The sequence below is a fragment of the Chelativorans sp. YIM 93263 genome (genome assembly GCF_028767125.1).
In the GTDB taxonomy this organism is placed as follows: domain Bacteria; phylum Pseudomonadota; class Alphaproteobacteria; order Rhizobiales; family Rhizobiaceae; genus Chelativorans.
Genome location: NZ_JAKCWP010000002.1, coordinates 401,393 through 418,947 on the forward strand (window position 1 = coordinate 401,393; position 17,555 = coordinate 418,947).

Below are 17,555 nucleotides of genomic sequence, written 5' to 3' on the forward strand. Positions count from 1 at the left end.
CGTCATTTGATTGCAACAGGAGTTTGCTTTATCCGCTCATAACCAACCTACCAGGAGGCAGGCATGAATGAGCAGGTCGACCCCCGCGCGATCAAGACACTCACTGACGTGCGCGAGGAAACGGAAGATGTCGGTCGCAATTCAAGTGACAATCCGACCATGGGCGACGTCATCCACCGCCGTTATTCGCGGCGCAGCTTCCTCGGCGGCTCACTCGCTGTGGCGGCGATCGGCTCGACCGTCAGCCCATTGGCGCTGCTTGCCGCGAACAGAGCCGAAGCCGCGGACGCTTCTCAGTTCAATTTCGTCGAAGTCGAAGCCGGTGTGGACGAGACGCACCACATAGCCGAAGGATATGATGCGGACATCCTTCTGCGCTGGGGCGACAAGATTTTCACCGACTCGCCGGATTTCGACCCGCAGAATCAGTCGGCCGAAGCCCAGGCCCGTCAGTTCGGCTATAACAACGACTATGTCGGCTTTATTCCCCTGGACGACTCGGGTGAGCACGGCATTCTGGTCGTGAACCATGAATATACGAGCGCGGAACTCATGTTCCCGAATTTCGCCCGCGTTTCGGGTGCTAAGGTCCAGCTCGGCGAATACACCCAGGAGCTGGTGGATATCGAGATGGCCGCGCATGGCGGTACGGTCACCGAGATCCAGAAGGTGGACGGAAAGTGGCAGCCGGTTCTGGACAGCGAATACAACCGCCGCATTACCCCCGATACCGAAATGGAAATCGCAGGTCCGGTGGCCGGGCACGACCGCGTCAAGACGAACGCCGACCCCTCCGGCACCAGGGCCTTCGGCACGCTCAACAACTGCGCCGGCGGCCTTACCCCTTGGGGCACATATCTGATGGCCGAGGAGAATTTCCACGGCTATTTCGATGGCAGCCTGCCGTGGGGCCACAAGGAGTCGGAAAACTACCAGCGCATCGGCGTCCCCGGCGGATGGTATAAGTGGGCGTCTTTCCATGACCGTTTCGACGTTTCCAAAGAGCCGAACGAGCCCAACCGCTTCGGCTGGATTGTCGAGGTCGATCCTTTCGATGCCAATTCCGTGCCGAAAAAACGCACCGCCCTCGGCCGCTTCAAGCATGAAGGCTGCGAGACCGTTGTGAATGGCGACGGCCGGGTCGTCTGCTATAGCGGCGACGATGAGCGCTTCGATTACGTTTACAAGTTCGTCACCGACGGCACTTTCGACGAGGGCGACCGCGGAGCGAACATGGACCTTCTCGACGAGGGTAGGCTTTATGTCGCCCGCTTCGACGAGGATGGCACCATGGAATGGCTACCGCTCGTCCATGGAGAAGGCCCCCTTACGGCGGAGAACGGGTTCGAGAGCCAGGCCGACGTTCTCATCGAGACACGCCGCGCCGCCGATCTTCTCGGCGCGACCAAGATGGACCGCCCGGAAGATATCCAGCCCAACCCGGAGACCGGCAAGGTCTACGTGATGCTGACCAATAACACGCGCCGCACGGAGCCCGACGCCGCCAATCCCCGAGCGGGAAACGAGTTCGGCCACATCATCGAGATCACCGAGGCCGACGGCGACTACGCATCCACCAGGTCCACTTGGGAAGTGCTGGTCAAATGCGGCGATCCCTCGATTGCAGCTGTCGGCGCCACATTCTCGCCGGCCACCAGCGAGAACGGCTGGTTCGGCATGCCCGACAATTGCGCTATCGACGCCGCCGGCCGCCTATGGGTCTCCACGGACGGCAACAGCAAAGAGAAGACCGGCCGTACCGACGGCCTGTGGGCGGTGGACACCGAAGGTGAGGCCCGCGGCACCTCAAAACTCTTCTTCCGTGTGCCGGTTGGCGCCGAAATGTGCGGCCCGTACTTCACGCCGGACGATGAGACGCTGTTCCTCGCCGTTCAGCACCCTGGCGATGAAGGGTTGGCGACCTACGAGCAGCCCGCCACCCGCTGGCCGGACTTCGATGACAACATGCCGGTGCGCCCGGCCGTCGTCGTGGTGACCAAGCAAGGCGGTGGAAAGATCGCACAGGGATGATTTAAAAGAAGCGGGGCCTCGCGGCCCCGCTCCTCCGATCGCTTGATGAGTTTACTTCGCGCAAGGGTGTGACCCAGCGCAAATTCATCTCGCTCTAACGGGCCGGCTGGTTTTCCTGTACCTGCCAGCCTTCATCCGGCGAAAAACGTTCGCCGTGCTTGTCTTCGAGCTGCCGCAGCTTGGCAACGATGTCTTCAGCACCACGCTCGCGCGCATAGTGAAGCGGCCCGCCGCGGAACGGCGCAAAACCCGTACCGAAGATCATCGCGCCATCGGCGGTTTCCTCATCAGCCACCACACCTTCGCGCAGACACCGAACCAGCGTGTTCAACATGGGCAGAACGAGCCGATCCGCCATATCCGCGTCCATTCCCCGCGCGGCCTCGCCGTCCGACTTCTGCGTCTCTTCCCGCTTGATCTTTCCATTCTCGTCATAGGCATAGAGTCCCCTGCCCGCCTTGCGGCCGGTTTCCCCGGACTTGACCTTATCGGCCAGCCATTTGGGCACGTCAGGCATCGGGTCGGACAACCGCTCCCTCAGCATCCGTGCGACCTCCAGACAGATATCAAGTCCGACACGGTCCGCGAGTTCAACCGGCCCCATGGGCATGCCGAAATCCTTCGCGGCCTTGTCAATCGCCTCCTTGGGAATTCCCTCGTCCAGCATCACGAAGGCTTCGACGAGATAAGGAGTCAGCGCCCGGTTGACGAGGAACCCCGGCGCGCTTTTCACCGGCGCCGGAAGCCGGGAAATATCGCCGCAGAACGCGCGCGCACGCTGCAGGCTCTGCTCGCTTGCCCCGTCATGCGCGACAATCTCGACAAGCTCCATCCGCGTCACGGGATTGAAGAAATGCAGGCCGATAAACCGGTCGGGGAAAGACACGCCCTCCCGGAGCGTCTCCAGCGGAATGCTCGACGTGTTGGTGGCGAGGATCGCACCGGCCTTCATGCGCGGCGTGATCGACTGGTAAACCTTGCGCTTGACTTCGGCCTTTTCCGCCACCGCTTCGATCACGAGATCCGCTTTGGCGGCACCGCTCCCCTCGAAATCCGGCACGAGCCGGTCTAGCGCGTCGCGCCGGTCGAGATTGGAATGGAGCCTCTTGTCGTAGAACTTCGAGGCGCGACCGACCGCCGCTGCTATGGCCCTGGGGTCCAGATCGGTAAGGGTGACACGCAGCCCCCGGGAGGCGCACCAGGCCGCGATGTCTCCGCCCATCGTTCCTGCACCGATCACGTGCACATGCTCAATGCCGCTTTCGCCCTTGGCGAGGCCTTTCATCTTCTCACGCAGGAAGAAGACGCGGATCAGGTTCTGCGCCGTGTCGCCGACTAGAAGTTCCGAAAAAGACCGGAGCTCGCCCCGCTGCATTGCGCTGTCGTCACCGCCATGTTCTTCCCACAGGTCGATGAGACGGTAAGGCGCAGGATAGTGCTCCTTCGGAGCTTTCTTTTCCGTTTCCGCGCGCATGCGGCGCGCTGCCATTCGCCGAGCCGGCCCCAGTCCCAAGACACTCGCTTTCAGCCCGCCGCTCATGCGCTTCAGTTCACCGGCGACCGCAGCCTCGACGGCTGTCTTCACATGACGTTCTTCGACGATCTCGTCGATGAGCCCTAGCTTCTTGGCTTTCTTCGCATGCGCCGCACGCCCGGTCAGCATCATGGTCATCGCTTCCACCGGGTCGATCAGCGACGTGAGCCTGTACGTGCCGCCGAGACCGGGATGAAGCCCCAGAAGCACCTCGGGAAACCCGAAGCTCGAGCCAGCTATGGCAATGCGATAATCACAGGCCAGCGCCAGTTCCAACCCGCCGCCGAGACAGTGGCCATGGATAACGGCGATAGTCGGAATCGAAAGATCATCCAGCCGGTCGATGATCTCATGCGCGCGGCGCATGCGTTTTTCTACTTCGCCAAGCTCGGTCACACCCTGGAAGTCCCGTATGTCCGCTCCGGCGATAAAGCCGCTTCTCTTCGCGGACCGGATGACCAGGGCCTTCGCACCCATACCGTGCAATTCGTTCAGAACGGTATCGAGTTCGGCGATCACCGCTTCCGAGAGAGTGTTCGTGCTTTCGTCCTGCCGGTTGAGCACCAGCCAGACGACCCCGCCTTCATCCTTCGTGTAGCGCCAGTTGGTGAGCGTCTTGGTGGCCTCGCCTTCGGGGCCGAGTTCAATGTTCCGGCGCTCAAGCACCGCCCATATCGATTGCGAGACGGTCATCACACGACCTCCAGAAGCATGGCGCCGCCCTGCCCGCCGCCGATACACTCGGTGGCCATGCCGCGCTTGAGACCCAGACGGCGCATTGCGTTTGCCAGATGGAGCACGATGCGATTGCCGCTGCTGCCGACGGGATGCCCTAGGCTGATGGCTCCGCCATCGACGTTCAGCCGGTCGCGATCGACCGCACCGAAGGGTTCGTTCAACCCCAGTATCTCACGGCAGTATTCCTCGTCTTCCCATGCCGCCAGACAGGCGAGCACCTGCGCGGCGAAAGCCTCGTTGAGCTCCCACAGATCGATGTCATCGCGTGTGAGGCCCCGTCGGTTGGCAAGCGCTGTGCAGCAGAGTGTTGGCCCAAGGCCCATCACCGAGGGGTCAAGGGCAGCCCATTCACTGTCCACGATGCGTGCGATCGGCTCCAATTTATGCTTTTTGACCGCCTCTTCCGAAGCCAGAACAACCCAGCTCGCACCATCGGTGATTTGCGAGGAATTACCTGGTGTGACCCGGCCATGCGGCTTTTCGAATGCCGGCTTGAGCTTGGCGAGCTTTTCCATTGAGCTGTCGGGACGCACACCGTCATCATAGTCATAAAGTGTGCCATCGCGCGCGACGGAGGCGATGACTTCGCCAGCCAGATGGCCGTCTTTCTGAGCTCGCGCCAGCCTTTTGTGGCTTTCGATCGCATAGCCGTCCGCCTGCTCGCGCGTAATGCCAAAGGCATGGCCGATGATTTCGGCCGTTCGACCCATATTCAGGTCTGTAATCGGATCGGTGAGGCCACGTTCGAGCCCGATCACCGGCTTGGCCATGTCCGGGCGGAAAGCGCCGATGGCGGAGGCACGCTCCCAAGCCGATTTGGCCGTGGCGAACCGGCCGAACCAGCCGGCAGTGCGGTTTGATAGAACAAGCGGAGCGTAAGAAAGCGCCTCTGCGCCGCCGGCAAGAATAAGATCGGCTTTGCCGCCTTCGATCAGCCGGAACCCGGTATCGATGGATTGCATGCCCGAGCCGCAATTGATCTGAACCGTGAAGGCGCGCATGGCCTCGCCCATACCGAGCCGCAAGGCCGCGACCCGCGCCGGATTCATCTCGTCGGCTATTACATTGACACAACCGAGGATGACCTGATCGAAGGCGTCGCGCGCAATCGGGAGCCGTTCCAATAGCGGCCGGCCGCATTGGACCGCCAAATCCACTGGCGTGAACGGTCCGGGCTTGCCCCGAGCCCTCAGGAAAGGTGTGCGTGCGCCGTCGACGAGGTAGACTGGTTTGTCGTCCTTGCGCGGGTCGCCTACCAGAGGTGAAGCGACTTTCCACGCAGTAGGCCGGCGTGCAGCGCTCCGTCGTCGCGTTGGCTTCGGTTCCGGTTCCGCTCCCTTTGCCATCGGCACCCTCGCTCCTTCGTTGCCCCAGGATAGATATGTTTTCCCGATTCGCCCAGCATGTGCGTGCAACGCCCTATTGCACCCCTTCGTTCCTGGACGAATTCCGGGCAGCCACGAAACCCTATTCGACCTCGTACGTTCTTACGGCAGATAACAGGAGAGCGGCATGGCAACTGACAAATCTAATGAGGAGCGTGGTCTGAACCGCGCGAACAAAACTCGGGAAACGGACCTGGCAAACCAGAAGACCGGCAGGAACAGCCTTCAGGGCGATGATCAAATGAGCGTCCGCAACCAGCGTCACGCGCAACCCGATACCCGTCGCGAGGCTGACGAGGTCATGGAGAGCTTCGAGAAAATGGACAAGGAGAAGCGGGCCCGTACCGATCTCGGCAAAGGTAACAGGAGTGGTCGATAATGCTGCGGACAGCATTTGGCGCATTGGCCGTTGTCGCCTTACTCACCACCCCCATCCAGGCTCAGGATGGCGAGGACCAGGGTGAATCCATCGGGACGCAGCAGCATATCGATCGCGACGATTCCCCGGTCATCATTAGAGAGCGTCCACCCGCCGATGCGGGCACTGACGGAGCTGAAGTCCGATCTGAGGAGGAAGCGTTCGTGCAAATTCCAGGCGCTTGGGCCACGGATGAGGCCGCGTGCGCGGATGCGGAAGGGAGCGAAACCGGCCTTTACCTCACCGACACGATCATTCGTTGGGAGGGCGCGACCTGCAACATCCGCAATATCGATTCGGAAAACGGCTCGGGCACCATCTATTCGCAGTGCGCGGGCGAAAACGGACGCAGAGATCGCCGGTTTAGGCTGGAAGTCACAGACGACGACACGCTGTCACTTCGTCCGATCTCCCCAACCGGTCAGGACGAATTTACCTTGGAGCGGTGCCCGAGCGGCCAATAGGTTCCCCACTCTCGGCTATCGATCCTCTTCCCGGTCGGCCGATTCGCCCAGCGTATCGGCCACCACCGCACCGCGATGCCCAATGGGCTTCTCTTCGCCGACAGTGGAGTCGCGTCCGGTCTGATGCTCCATTTCGGCGTTGATCTCCGCGCCAATCAACAGAATCATCGCCGAAATCCAGATCCACATCATGAACGCGATGATCGTTCCCAACGAGCCGTAGGTCGCGTCATAGCTGGCGAAGTTCTGCAGATAGAGTGAAAAAGCAAAGGATGCACCGAACCACACCAACGTCGTCAGCGCCGCACCCCAACTTATCCATCGCCATTTCGCGCGTTCCCGGCTCGGGCCGTAGCGGTAGACAACCGATGTCGCGATGGCCACGATCGCAAATGTAATCGGCCATCGCGTCAGGCGGATAAGTGTTTCCGCGTGCTGCTCGAAATCAAGAAGCGCCAGCATCGCGGGCGCGAGACCGATGGAAAAGATAAGCACGGCAGCAATGAGCATCGCCCCCAGCGTAAAGCCGAATGAAAGAAGAGTGAGTGCGATGAAGCCGCGCTTCTCCTGTTCCTCGTAAGCGACGTTCAAGGCATCGAAAAGCGCCTTTACGCCGGCATTGGCACTCCAAAGAGAAAATAGCAGACCGGACAGAAACCCGAACGAGAGCGCATTGCCGTCACCCTCCGCCAGCCGGTTGAGCTGATCGCGCAGGAGTTCGAGCCCGGCCTCCGGGAGTAAACCGGAAAGAAGCGAGATGTGCTGGGCTATCGTTGTCGGATCGGCGACAAGACCATACAGAGAGACGAATGCAACCAAGGCGGGAAAAATGGCCAGCATCAGATAGAAGGTCACGCCCGCGGCAACAAGCATAATTCTGTCACTGCCGATCTCCCGAAAGACCCGCCACAGGATATCCTTCCAGCCAAGTCCGGGAATCTGTGCGGGCCATTCGGCCTCACGCCCGCGCCCCGCAGGGCTGTTCTCCATCTGTTGCTTGCCCATTGAATTTTTCCTTGGGAACCAAACGTTCTACCGGGCCCATTTTCCAGGTTGAACCTATTGCATTTTGCCTTTCCTCACGGCAGCTTATGGCAAACCATTTCCCATTGGTTCTGGTTGCACCCGGGGGGCGGTAGGGGAAAATCAATAATTTGAGCGGCACAGTTCAGTTAGCCGTGGGAGGATGTTTGAGTAACTGCACCCCCAAATCACGAGGCTCAGTGCCGCCCGTGTTGATAGCCGCTTTGGCGGCACTCGTGGTTGTAATTCCGGCCCCGGCAGCAGCCTTGGAGATTTTCGGGTTGCGCCTCTTCGAGCCGCGTGAAGATCCCGCGGAAGAAGTCATCGGCACGCCTCAGCCATATGAAGTCACCTTTTCGGTCGCTGGCGAGGACAACGAAATAGAACGGGCGCTGAGAAACGCTTCCCGCCTATGGACAGACAGGGACGAGCCCGCCTCGGGTGCTGCCGGCCTGGTGGCAAAGGCGCGCGGCGATTACCGCCGGATACTCTATGCACTGTACGGTCAAGCGCGATACGGCGGTACGATCTCCATCACCGTTGACGGCCAGGAAGCTTCGAACCTGCTTCCCGATGCTGTCTTTGGCAGCCCGGCGGTGGTTCAGGTCACGATCGATCCCGGCCCGCTCTTCCATTTCGAAGAGGCCCGCATCGTCAATAAGGCGCCGCCGACAACTGACCCCGATGATACCGTCGAGGATCCCGCAGATCGCGGCTTTCGCCGCGGAGAACCGGCCGGGAGTGATGTCATCTTGCTCGCGGGGCGGCTTGCTGCCACTGCCTGGCAGCAGCAGGGTTATGCGAAGGCGGAGATCGCCGATCGCCGTGTCACGGCGGCCCATACAACGGACACCATTGAGGCGATCCTGACGGTCGATCCGGGTGCGCATGCGGTTTTCGGCCCAGTCTCCGTCCGGGGCACGGAACGCATGGACCCGAATTTCGTCGCCCGCCAGACTGGAATCGTACCCGGTAGCGAATACGATCCCGATGAAATCGCGACTGCACGTAAACGCATGACGGAACTCGGCGTCTTCCGCTCGTCGCGCATCGAGGAGGCCGACACGATCAATCCGGATGGAACCCTGCCGATCGAAGTCGTGGTGCAGGAGCGTCTGCTGCGCCGCTACGGCCTGGGTGGCAGCTACTCGACCCTGGACGGGTTAGGACTGGAGGCATTCTGGCTGCACCGGAATCTTTTTGGTCGCGCCGAACGTTTGCGCGTCGAAGGCAAGGTCTCCGGCATCGGCGAGACGATCGATCCTCGCGAATTCACCTATCGCGTAGGCACAACCTTTACGAAGCCGGGAATCTATACGCCGGAAACGGATTTTACCGCTTCGCTCTACGGCCAGCGCGAAGTCCTGGACGTCTATACCCGAACCGGCGTCTCCGCTGAAGTCGGGTTCACCCACACATTTTCCGAGCAACTTTCGGGCCGCATCTTCGCGACCGGCAGTCATGCCAAGTTCGAGGACGACATTTTCGGCACACGCGAGTTCACGACTGCGGGCTTCTTGGGTGGCATCGCTTATGACACACGGGACGACCCGACGAACGCCACGCGTGGCGTTTATGTCGACCTGTCCGTGGCGCCCTATTACGAGTTCAACTATGGCAATGCCGCAGCGCGCATCGTCGCCGAGGGCAGCACCTATTACAGCCTGGACGAGGAAAGCCGGTTTGTCCTGGCAGGTCGTACGAAGCTCGGGGCGCTCATCGAACCACCTGTTGCTGAAACGCCCCCCGATCAGCTCTTCTTTGCCGGTGGCGGCAACTCGGTGCGTGGCTATGCCTACCGCAGCATTGGAGTTGAGACACCGGCCGGCACCATCGGCGGTCGCTCCCTCATTGAAGGGTCGATCGAGTTGCGCGCCGGCATCACGAGAAACATCGGCATCGTCGGCTTCGTCGACGCGGGTTTTGTCGACGCCGACGCGCTTCCTGATTTCTCGGAAGATCTTCGCATAGGCGTCGGCGCCGGCGTGCGTTACCAGACCGGGGTGGGACCGATTCGCCTGGACCTGGCGGTTCCGCTGGATCCTGGACCCGACGATCCGACCGTGGCACTCTATCTCGGAATAGGACAAGCATTTTGACACGGTCCATTCTCGCCCTGTTTGCTTTCCTGCTCTGCCTGCCTGCGTTCGCGCAGGATACAGACACGACGGCTGAGGAGGAACGGTCGCTGTTCACCTCCTTTCTGGAGGACCAGCTTTCGACGCCGAACCGACAGATCCGCATTAGCGGCATTCAGGGCGCCCTTTCCTCCGAAGCCATTATCGCCGAAATCACCATTGCGGATCGAGAAGGCGTCTGGCTGCGTATTTCCAATGCAGTGATCGACTGGAGCCGCTCCACGCTCCTGCTTCGGCAGCGCCTGGAAATTCAGCACCTCGGCGCCGAATCGATCCAAGTTATCCGGCGCCCCCTTCCCAGCGAGGGTTTGCCCTCGCCCGAAGCACGCTCGTTCACCGTCCCTGAACTGCCGATCGCGATAAACCTGGAAAGTCTGCAGGTACCGCAGGTTTCCTTCGGAGAGGAAGTCTTCGGATTGGAATCGATGCTCTCCATCGAGGGCCGGCTGCGACTGGAATCGGGCTCGCTCGATACGGCAATGGAAATCGAGCGGCTGGACGGCCCCGGTGGGCAACTTTCCTTACAGGCCGAATACAGCAATGAATCCGAGGAAATGGACGTCGATCTGGCGCTATCGGAGCCGGAAAACGGAGTCTTGGCAAACGTCCTCAACATCGAGGGGCACCCGCCATTGTCCCTCACACTCAACGGTTCCGGGCCGATAGACCAGCTCGATCTCGCGCTGGCGTTGACCGTCGCAGATCAACCCGCGGTTACGGGAACGGCCCGGTTTCGCCAGACATCGGACGGGCTGGGCTTCAGAGCAGATATTGAAGGCTCCGTCGAACGGCTGCTTCCGTCAACCCTGCGCGGCTTTTTTGGCGATCAGACAACGCTCCAAGCGTCCGGTGTCGCCAAGAACAGCGGTGGAATGCGCCTGGACGAACTGACACTTACCAGCGCCTCGCTGCAACTCGAGGCCACAGCCGATACCGCCAGCGACGGTTTCCCAACCAGCTTTTCGCTCAACGCAAGTATCGCCGACCCGGACGGCGAACGGGTCGTGCTACCCGTCCGGGGCGGCACCACCGCTGTGCAGTCCGCGCACCTGACCGTGGACTATGGCGATGCAAGCGGAGAATGGGAAGCAAACCTGGACGTCACCGATCTGCAGACCGATACGATTACGGCGGATAAAGCAACCCTTGTGCTGACGGGCGAGGCCAGCAATCTCGCGCAACCGGATGCGCGCAGCCTCACTTTCGATGCCGAAGGCGGGCTGGACGGTATAATCGCAGTGCGCGCCGATATCGCCGATGCACTCGGCAGCTCCATTCTCCTCCAGGCCAGTGGCTCGTGGAGCGCAGGCGAGCCCCTCACCATTGCCAGCGCCGAATTGGCCGGTCACGCCCTGACTGTCTCCCTTGACGGAACGGTTTCAGACCTCGCGTTCCAGGGTGACATCAGCATTGAGACGGAGAGCATCGCACCGTTCTCAGGCCTCGCCGAGCGCGAGCTTGAGGGTGGCCTTAATCTTTCCGCAAACGGCGCAGTACGCCCCATCAGCGGCGCATTCGACCTGACGTTGGATGGTACGGCGGATTCGCTTCGCATAGGCATCCCGACCGCCGACGCGCTACTTGTCGGTGAAACACAGATTGGCGGACGACTGGCCCGCGGCGAACAAGGGCTGTCCGCCGATGATTTCAGGATCGCCAACGAGCAGGTGGAACTCACCGCCAACGGAGCCATCGCAAGCGACAACGCAAATTTCCGTTTCGACGCAGCTCTTTCCGATCTGGCACTTGTCACCGACCGGGCCCAGGGCCGGCTGACTGTCAACGGTAGTGCAACCGGCACTGACGGCATCCTCGACCTCACATTCGCGGCGGAGGTTCCGGACGGGCGCCTCCTCGATAGATCATTGAGCGCGGCCAGCCTTCGGTTCGACGGCACACTGCAGAACCGGATCCTGGCCGGCGACCTGAACGGCAATGCCTTGCTCGACGGTGTTAACGCACAGCTTCAAGCAAACGTATCGGCAGCCGAGGACCGACGGCAGTTGAACGACCTTACCTTCTCGACCGAGGGGGCGCGGCTGACCGGCGATCTGATGCAGGACGGAGACGGACTGCTGACCGGTGATCTCGTGCTGAACGCCACGGATATCTCGACCGCAGCCGCCCTGTTCCTGGAAGAGGCCGAAGGCGCGGTGGATGCGGAGCTTTCCCTCCAACCGCGAAACGACGAGCAGCACGTTGCCCTGGCCGCCAATTTGCGCAACGTCGTGAGCGAGCGCTTTTCGGTCAATGCGGCCGATATACAGGCAGATATCGACAACCTTTTCGGCGTTCCGGAAATTGAGGGAACGATCGACGCAAACGGGCTCTCGGCGGCCGGCATAGACGTGGCGGAGATGAACGCCACCGCCGAAACCCGCGGCCAAACGACCGAGTTCTCGGCTAACGCTGTTCTTACCAATGGGACCGACATATCCGCCAGCGGTTCTCTCACCCCGCAGGATGGTGGCTATACGATCTCGCTGGAGCAAGCGGAACTGGAGCAGCAAGGCGCATCGGCCAGCCTCGCACGCCCGGTAAGCTTGAGCGTTCAGGGGCGGACGATCAGGTTTGATCCCGTTGAACTGGACGTCGCTGGCGGCCAGATCACAGCTCAGGGCGAGATAAGCGCTACGTACGACGTAGCAGTGACGATCAACAGCGTTCCGCTTTCCCTCGCGAACACGGTTCGTCCCGATCTTGAAATGGGGGGGACGATTAGCGGCAACGCCACGATCTCGGGCCCCCGCTCTCAGCCTCAGGTGAATTTTGACCTGACCGGCCGCGCGATTACCGCCGACGTGTTGGCACAGGCCGGTCTCCAGTCGCTCGACATTGACGCGAACGGCAACACCGTAGGCCAAACGCTCAACGTCAATGCGCGCGCGACCAGCCCTGGCGGATTGAACGTCGTCATCGAGGGCGCGGTCCCCCTCGATAACGGGAACATGGCGCTCGACATAACGCTGCAAGCCTTTCCGATCTCATTGCTGAACGCGCGCATTCCCGGACAGGACCTCGGCGGAACACTGACCGGCTCGGCTCGCGTGGTGGGCACATTGGATAACCCGGCCGCAAATTTCACTCTCCAGGCAGAAAACTTCACGGCAGCCCCTCTTGCGACCTTCGGCGCAACCCCGCTCGCCATCTCTGCCTCCGGGCGCTACGCGGAAGGAGCGGTCGCGCTTGAAAGCCTGAGCGCAAGCGGGCCGGCGGGCCTTTCCGTCTCCGCCAGCGGCAGAGTACCCCTGACGGGAAGCGGGTTGGCGGTAAACGCGAGCGGCACCGTTCCGCTGCCCCTGGCCAACCGCCTCCTGGCCGAACGGGGTGCACAGCTCACGGGGACGATTACCGCCGACTTGAACGTAGCCGGCAGCCTTGCAAATCCCGTCATAACCGGATCCTTCTCGACCGCGAATGCCGCGGCGGTCGATCCGATGACAAATATGCGCCTGACGAACATTCAACTCGTCGCCGCTCTCCAGCAGGAGACCCTTACCATAAGCTCCGCCTCAGCCGCGTTCGCGGCGGGGGGAACCGTTTCGATCGCCGGCTCGATCTCCACCAATGCCGCAGCGGGATTTCCCGCCAATCTCACGATCAATCTCAATCAGGCCCGTTACGTCGACCAGGATCTCGTCACGGCAACATTGAACGGCTCGATGTCGCTCCAGGGTCCGCTCACGCGCGATCCTCTTCTCTCAGGCAATCTGACCGTTGATAATGCGGAAATCGCGGTGCCCGAGCATTTTGGGGGAGGCGCGGCAGAACTGGAGGTCGAACACATCGCCCCGCCGCCCGCCGTCCAGCAGACCCTCCGGCGGGCGCGAGCCGATGACGGCACGCCCATGCCGAGTGATCGGCCCAGTGTCCTTCGGCTGAATCTGAACATCAATGCCCCGGCACGCATCTTCGTGCGTGGACGCGGCCTTGATGCAGAGCTCGGCGGATCCATTCAACTGACCGGCCCAATAACCTCGGTGCAGCCGGTGGGCGGGTTCCGGCTCATACGCGGCCGTTTCGATATCCTCACGCAGCGGCTGACCTTCGATGAAGGCACGGTGACATTGCTGGGCGACCTCGATCCCGTGCTGAACTTTGTCGCCCGTTCCGCGGGAACGGATATCACCGTCTTCGTCACGGTGTCCGGACCGGTCTCGGACCTCGACATTACATTTTCCTCGCAGCCGGAGCTTCCCGAAGACGAGGTCCTGGCGCGCCTCATCTTCAATCGTGGCATCGATGAACTCTCCCCGCTTCAGCTCGCCCAACTCGCCGCCGCTGCAGCGGAATTGGCCGGCGGCGGCGGTAACTCGCTCCTTGGCGCGCTGCGCGAAGCGACCGGGTTGGAAGACATCGACATCATTACGGATGCGGAAGGCAACCCTGCCCTGCGCGTCGGCAACTATATTCAGGAGAATGTTTACGTGGGCGTGGAAACCGGCACCGGCGGCACCACGCGCGCAACGATCAATCTCGATATCACCGAGGACCTTCGCGCGCGTGGCTCTGTCGGCTCGGACGGAGACTCAAGTCTCGGTATATTCTACGAAAGAGACTATTGACCCCGTCCGTATAAGGACCGCTGCTATTCGGCCTGCGTCTGGTTCCAGTACGAATCGATTTCCTCAGGATTGAGCGACCCGGTCTGCTGCTGATCCATCAGCCCGCCATCCGGGAGCTGCGGCGCCTGTTCCATCATCGCCTCATCCACCGGCAGGACGAACGCGTTCATGCCCGCGGTGACCCGCAGACGCTCCCACGGCACAACGACATCATCCGTGTTGATGCCCAGAAAGCCGCCATGCCCAACCACGACATATCGAATCTCGCCGGTCTGGGGATCGAGCATCACATCTTCGATACTGCCGAGGTTGTTATCCTCGGCGTTCCGGATATCGGTTCCGATAACATCCTCGACACGGAAACTACCTTCCAACTCAGTAACCGGCTGGGACCCGGTAATTGCCGCCTGCCGCCAAGTCGTCACCTCTTGTGGGTCGACTCCGAGTTCCTGCAGTTCGCTTACATACTGTTCATATCGCTGCTGGGTCGCGTCGGCGACTGTCTGACAGGCTTCCTCGTTGTCGTTTTGCGCGAGAACGTACCCCGCGCGGTAGAGGACGCCGATTTCGAACTGCGGCCGCTGCTCCCAGGTCACGCCGCCCCACGGTGCTCCTCCAGGGACGTCCTGCGTCGTGTCCTGGCCTTCAGGCTGCACCTCGAGTTCGCCGGTCATTTGCTCCGGCTGCGCATCCACGGGCGCCGTGCTGCGTGCAGCTGAAGGCGACATGACTCCTACCGTTCCATACCCGCGATAGCCTGAGAGCCAATAACCGTCATCTTGCATGGATTGGGCCAATTGCTGAAGTTGCTCCATGCACTGGGACGTTTCTCCCGTCTGTGCGTCGGCCTGGCTTTCCTCGTTCTCCTGTTGCGCGGACGCCGGCAGGACAACAGCTATGACCGAGGCAACGCTCAGCGCGGCTTTCAGATAGTGTTTCACGGTTTGGCACCTCCGTCAGACAAGTGAATTGGTATTATCCCCAACCTCTCCCGAGGCTAATTGTTCGCCCCAAAAAAAATGCCGGCGCAAGCGCCGGCAAACGACACGCAGTTGTGGGGTTGGGGGGCGGGGGGAGTGCGTGTCGTCATTCACCCAATGCGCCAGCCGAACAAAGGTTCCCGAAAAAAGATCGAAAAAATTTGCCCGGTCCGAACCACCTGGAACAGCTCGCCCAACCGTGCGTTTTCCTTCAATTCCGATCTTACCAAGCGGGGCCAGATGGAATGAGAATTTACAGACTGATACCAGATGCGGCGGAAACCGATCCGAACTGGGATCTTGCATCCCCAGCCGGCGAGGTGGTCGTCCGGGCGCGCTCGGTCGCCGACGCGCGGATTGTCGCCGCAGAAGCTGAAATCGATTTTCTGGACATCCCAGCCAAGCCCGGTGACGGCGTCTCCACCAGCTTCGCCAGCGCATTTCGGGACGACAAGCTCTATCGTGTCGTGGAAGACAATAGCGGCGACTTTCCACAGGAAGGCCCGCGCAGCGTCTTGAAGGGGCTTGAGCGCCCCGACAAGCTGACACATGCTGGCCCGAAGGACGACCCACAGCTATGAGGCGCGATCCCTGACCTGCCCCACGCCTTCCTCCCCGGCACAATGTGCGCAGCAGAAGATGACGCCGTCCTTCTCCACCCCGTGGCCTATGACGCGGCACCCGCAATGAGCACAGTTGGGCGCTAGAGCATGGATTGCGCATTCGAAACTGTCGAACACATGTGCCTCCCCGCCCATTTCAACACGGAAGGCCTTGTCATATTCGTTCCCGCAAACCTCACATCGTGCCATTGTCGGTCTCCTCAGCTTAGAATACTTGGGTCCAACAATGCCGGAACCGCTGATGTTCCGCCCGCTAGCGGGAAAGGCAACTTGCGATACGCTACCAAAACGCATCCTGAAGCCCATAGAGGCACGAGACGACGTTATGAGCGCGGCACGCTCTCGTCTTGTCCGCACACTTCTATCTAAGTCTTTGAAAATTTGGTGGGTGATACAGGGCTCGAACCTGTGACCCGCTGATTAAGAGTCAGCTGCTCTACCAACTGAGCTAATCACCCATCCGGACTGGCTTCCGGGCAAAGCACTGAGCTGCGCCGACGGCCACCGATTAACGGGACGGCCATTAGCGTGTTCAGCCGTGCCGCGCAAGCCCGTTTGCCGCTTTTAGCATGCAGAAGTTATGCATTTCGGGCGCTATATGGTCCCCACCTTTGCCGATTTCAAAGAAAAAGCGTGCCTTCGGCAACTTTGACGGCCGATCCACCGATACGCGCGGCCTCGATCGCGCCTCCCGAAACATCGATTTCCAGGCGGATACGCGATGGCCTGCCCATCTCGATGCCCTGTTCAAGCCAGAACTGGCTCGCACCATCAAGGGGCTCGTCATATTCCATCACAGCGCCTGCAAAGGCAGCGGCCGCTGATCCCGTTGCCGCGTCTTCGGGTATACCCGCTCGCGGCGCAAACATGCGCACATGGAAGGCGCAATCGTGATTGACCGTCTCGCGACAATAGACGTAAGGGTCCCCGCCGCCGCCTTCCTGTGGTGCAAACTCTTCCCACATCGCGGCATCCAGCCGAACGCGCTCCGCGGTCCGCAGATCGGCCACCGGCACACAGACGTAAGGCACGCCGGAGGTCCAGGCGCTGATCACGTGATTTTCAAAACCGATCTCGTGATGCGAAAGACCCAAGGCGGCGGCAACAACTTCGGATGGCGCGTCGAAATCGACCCGCTCGGACAGGCGCGGCAGATCGAACTCTGCGAAAGCCGTGCCCTGCCCGATCGTAACCGCACAGCGAACCGGCCCGACATTTTCCTCCAGAACGACGATCGACATGCGCTCTTTGGAACCGAGCGTGTCCACCTGCTGTGAGAGAGCGACCGCTGTGCCAACCGTCGGGTGACCCGCGAATGGCAATTCGCTACGCGGTGTAAAGATACGAACGCGGGCTGTATGGATGGGGTTGTCCGGCGGAAGAATGAAAGCGGTTTCGGAGAGATTGAACTCGCCGGCAATCGCTTGCATCTCGGCGTCACTCAGCCCTTCGGCGTCGAGCACCACGGCCAGCGGGTTCCCCGCCAGCGCACTCTGGGCGAACACATCATAGATCAAATAGCGGCGAGCGGCCACGGAACCCTCCTTTACCGGCGCGCCAATGATTCCTTCCGGGCTTTTTCTTCCTCGGGACGCAAGTCGCCGTCACCGCCTTCCCTACGGGGCGGGCAAAGCATGACAGGCGGGTGTCACTCCC

General features: G+C 61.1%; 12 protein-coding genes and 1 tRNA gene. 6 read left to right on the top strand and 7 right to left on the bottom strand.

Annotation, left to right across the window (positions count from 1 at the left end):
* Nucleotides 1-63 precede the first annotated feature (63 nt).
* Nucleotides 64-2,031 carry a PhoX family protein gene (locus LY631_RS06120; RefSeq protein WP_274424235.1) on the top strand — a complete coding sequence of 656 codons (1,968 nt, stop codon included), beginning with the start codon at nucleotides 64-66 and terminating at the stop codon, nucleotides 2,029-2,031.
* 94 nt (nucleotides 2,032-2,125) lie between these two features.
* On the opposite strand, the gene LY631_RS06125 is transcribed toward LY631_RS06120, so the two are convergent.
* Nucleotides 2,126-4,258: a 3-hydroxyacyl-CoA dehydrogenase NAD-binding domain-containing protein gene (locus LY631_RS06125; protein WP_274424236.1), complete on the bottom strand. Its 2,133-nt coding sequence runs from the start codon at nucleotides 4,256-4,258 to the stop codon at nucleotides 2,126-2,128.
* Entirely contained in the window at nucleotides 4,258-5,649 is a 1,392-nt protein-coding gene (locus tag LY631_RS06130; protein WP_274424237.1) for an acetyl-CoA C-acetyltransferase, read from the bottom strand. The genes LY631_RS06125 and LY631_RS06130 overlap by 1 nt, the downstream gene beginning before the upstream one ends.
* Nucleotides 5,650-5,815: 166 nt before the next feature.
* Between LY631_RS06130 and LY631_RS06135 the strand changes: the two genes are divergently transcribed.
* Complete coding sequence (locus LY631_RS06135) at nucleotides 5,816-6,067, top strand: hypothetical protein (protein WP_274424238.1); 252 nt, start codon at nucleotides 5,816-5,818, stop codon at nucleotides 6,065-6,067.
* Entirely contained in the window at nucleotides 6,067-6,570 is a 504-nt protein-coding gene (locus LY631_RS06140; protein ID WP_274424239.1) for a hypothetical protein, read from the top strand. The genes LY631_RS06135 and LY631_RS06140 overlap by 1 nt, the downstream gene beginning before the upstream one ends.
* A 15-nt stretch (nucleotides 6,571-6,585) precedes the next feature.
* On the opposite strand, the gene LY631_RS06145 is transcribed toward LY631_RS06140, so the two are convergent.
* Entirely contained in the window at nucleotides 6,586-7,575 is a 990-nt protein-coding gene (locus LY631_RS06145) for a YihY/virulence factor BrkB family protein (RefSeq protein WP_274424240.1), read from the bottom strand.
* Between the two features lie 185 nt (nucleotides 7,576-7,760).
* Here LY631_RS06145 and LY631_RS06150 point away from each other — a divergent pair, with 185 nt between their 5' ends.
* Both LY631_RS06150 and LY631_RS06155 read left to right on the top strand, forming a co-directional pair.
* On the top strand, nucleotides 7,761-9,692 hold the full coding sequence (locus tag LY631_RS06150) for an autotransporter assembly complex protein TamA (protein WP_445082844.1): 1,932 nt from the start codon (nucleotides 7,761-7,763) through the stop codon (nucleotides 9,690-9,692).
* Nucleotides 9,689-14,296, top strand: coding sequence for a translocation/assembly module TamB domain-containing protein (locus LY631_RS06155; protein WP_274424242.1), 4,608 nt, complete (start codon nucleotides 9,689-9,691; stop codon nucleotides 14,294-14,296). Before LY631_RS06150 ends, LY631_RS06155 begins: the two co-directional genes overlap by 4 nt.
* Before the next feature lie 23 nt (nucleotides 14,297-14,319).
* Here the strand turns inward: LY631_RS06155 and LY631_RS06160 are convergent, their stop codons facing one another.
* The gene (locus LY631_RS06160; RefSeq protein WP_274424243.1) at nucleotides 14,320-15,237 is read right to left on the bottom strand and encodes a PRC-barrel domain-containing protein; all 918 of its coding nucleotides are present in this window, start codon (nucleotides 15,235-15,237) and stop codon (nucleotides 14,320-14,322) included.
* Nucleotides 15,238-15,521: 284 nt separating this feature from the next.
* Here LY631_RS06160 and LY631_RS06165 point away from each other — a divergent pair, with 284 nt between their 5' ends.
* On the top strand, nucleotides 15,522-15,857 hold the full coding sequence (locus LY631_RS06165; RefSeq protein WP_274424244.1) for a hypothetical protein: 336 nt from the start codon (nucleotides 15,522-15,524) through the stop codon (nucleotides 15,855-15,857).
* On the opposite strand, the gene LY631_RS06170 is transcribed toward LY631_RS06165, so the two are convergent.
* From LY631_RS06170 to LY631_RS06180, 3 genes are all read right to left on the bottom strand, one after another.
* A complete protein-coding gene (locus LY631_RS06170) occupies nucleotides 15,852-16,088 on the bottom strand; it encodes a hypothetical protein (RefSeq protein WP_274424246.1) in 237 nt (78 codons plus the stop codon). The genes LY631_RS06165 and LY631_RS06170 overlap by 6 nt on opposite strands.
* A 193-nt stretch (nucleotides 16,089-16,281) precedes the next feature.
* Nucleotides 16,282-16,357, bottom strand: a tRNA-Lys gene (locus tag LY631_RS06175).
* 162 nt (nucleotides 16,358-16,519) lie between these two features.
* Nucleotides 16,520-17,434: a PhzF family phenazine biosynthesis protein gene (locus LY631_RS06180; RefSeq protein WP_274424247.1), complete on the bottom strand. Its 915-nt coding sequence runs from the start codon at nucleotides 17,432-17,434 to the stop codon at nucleotides 16,520-16,522.
* Nucleotides 17,435-17,555 lie beyond the last annotated feature (121 nt).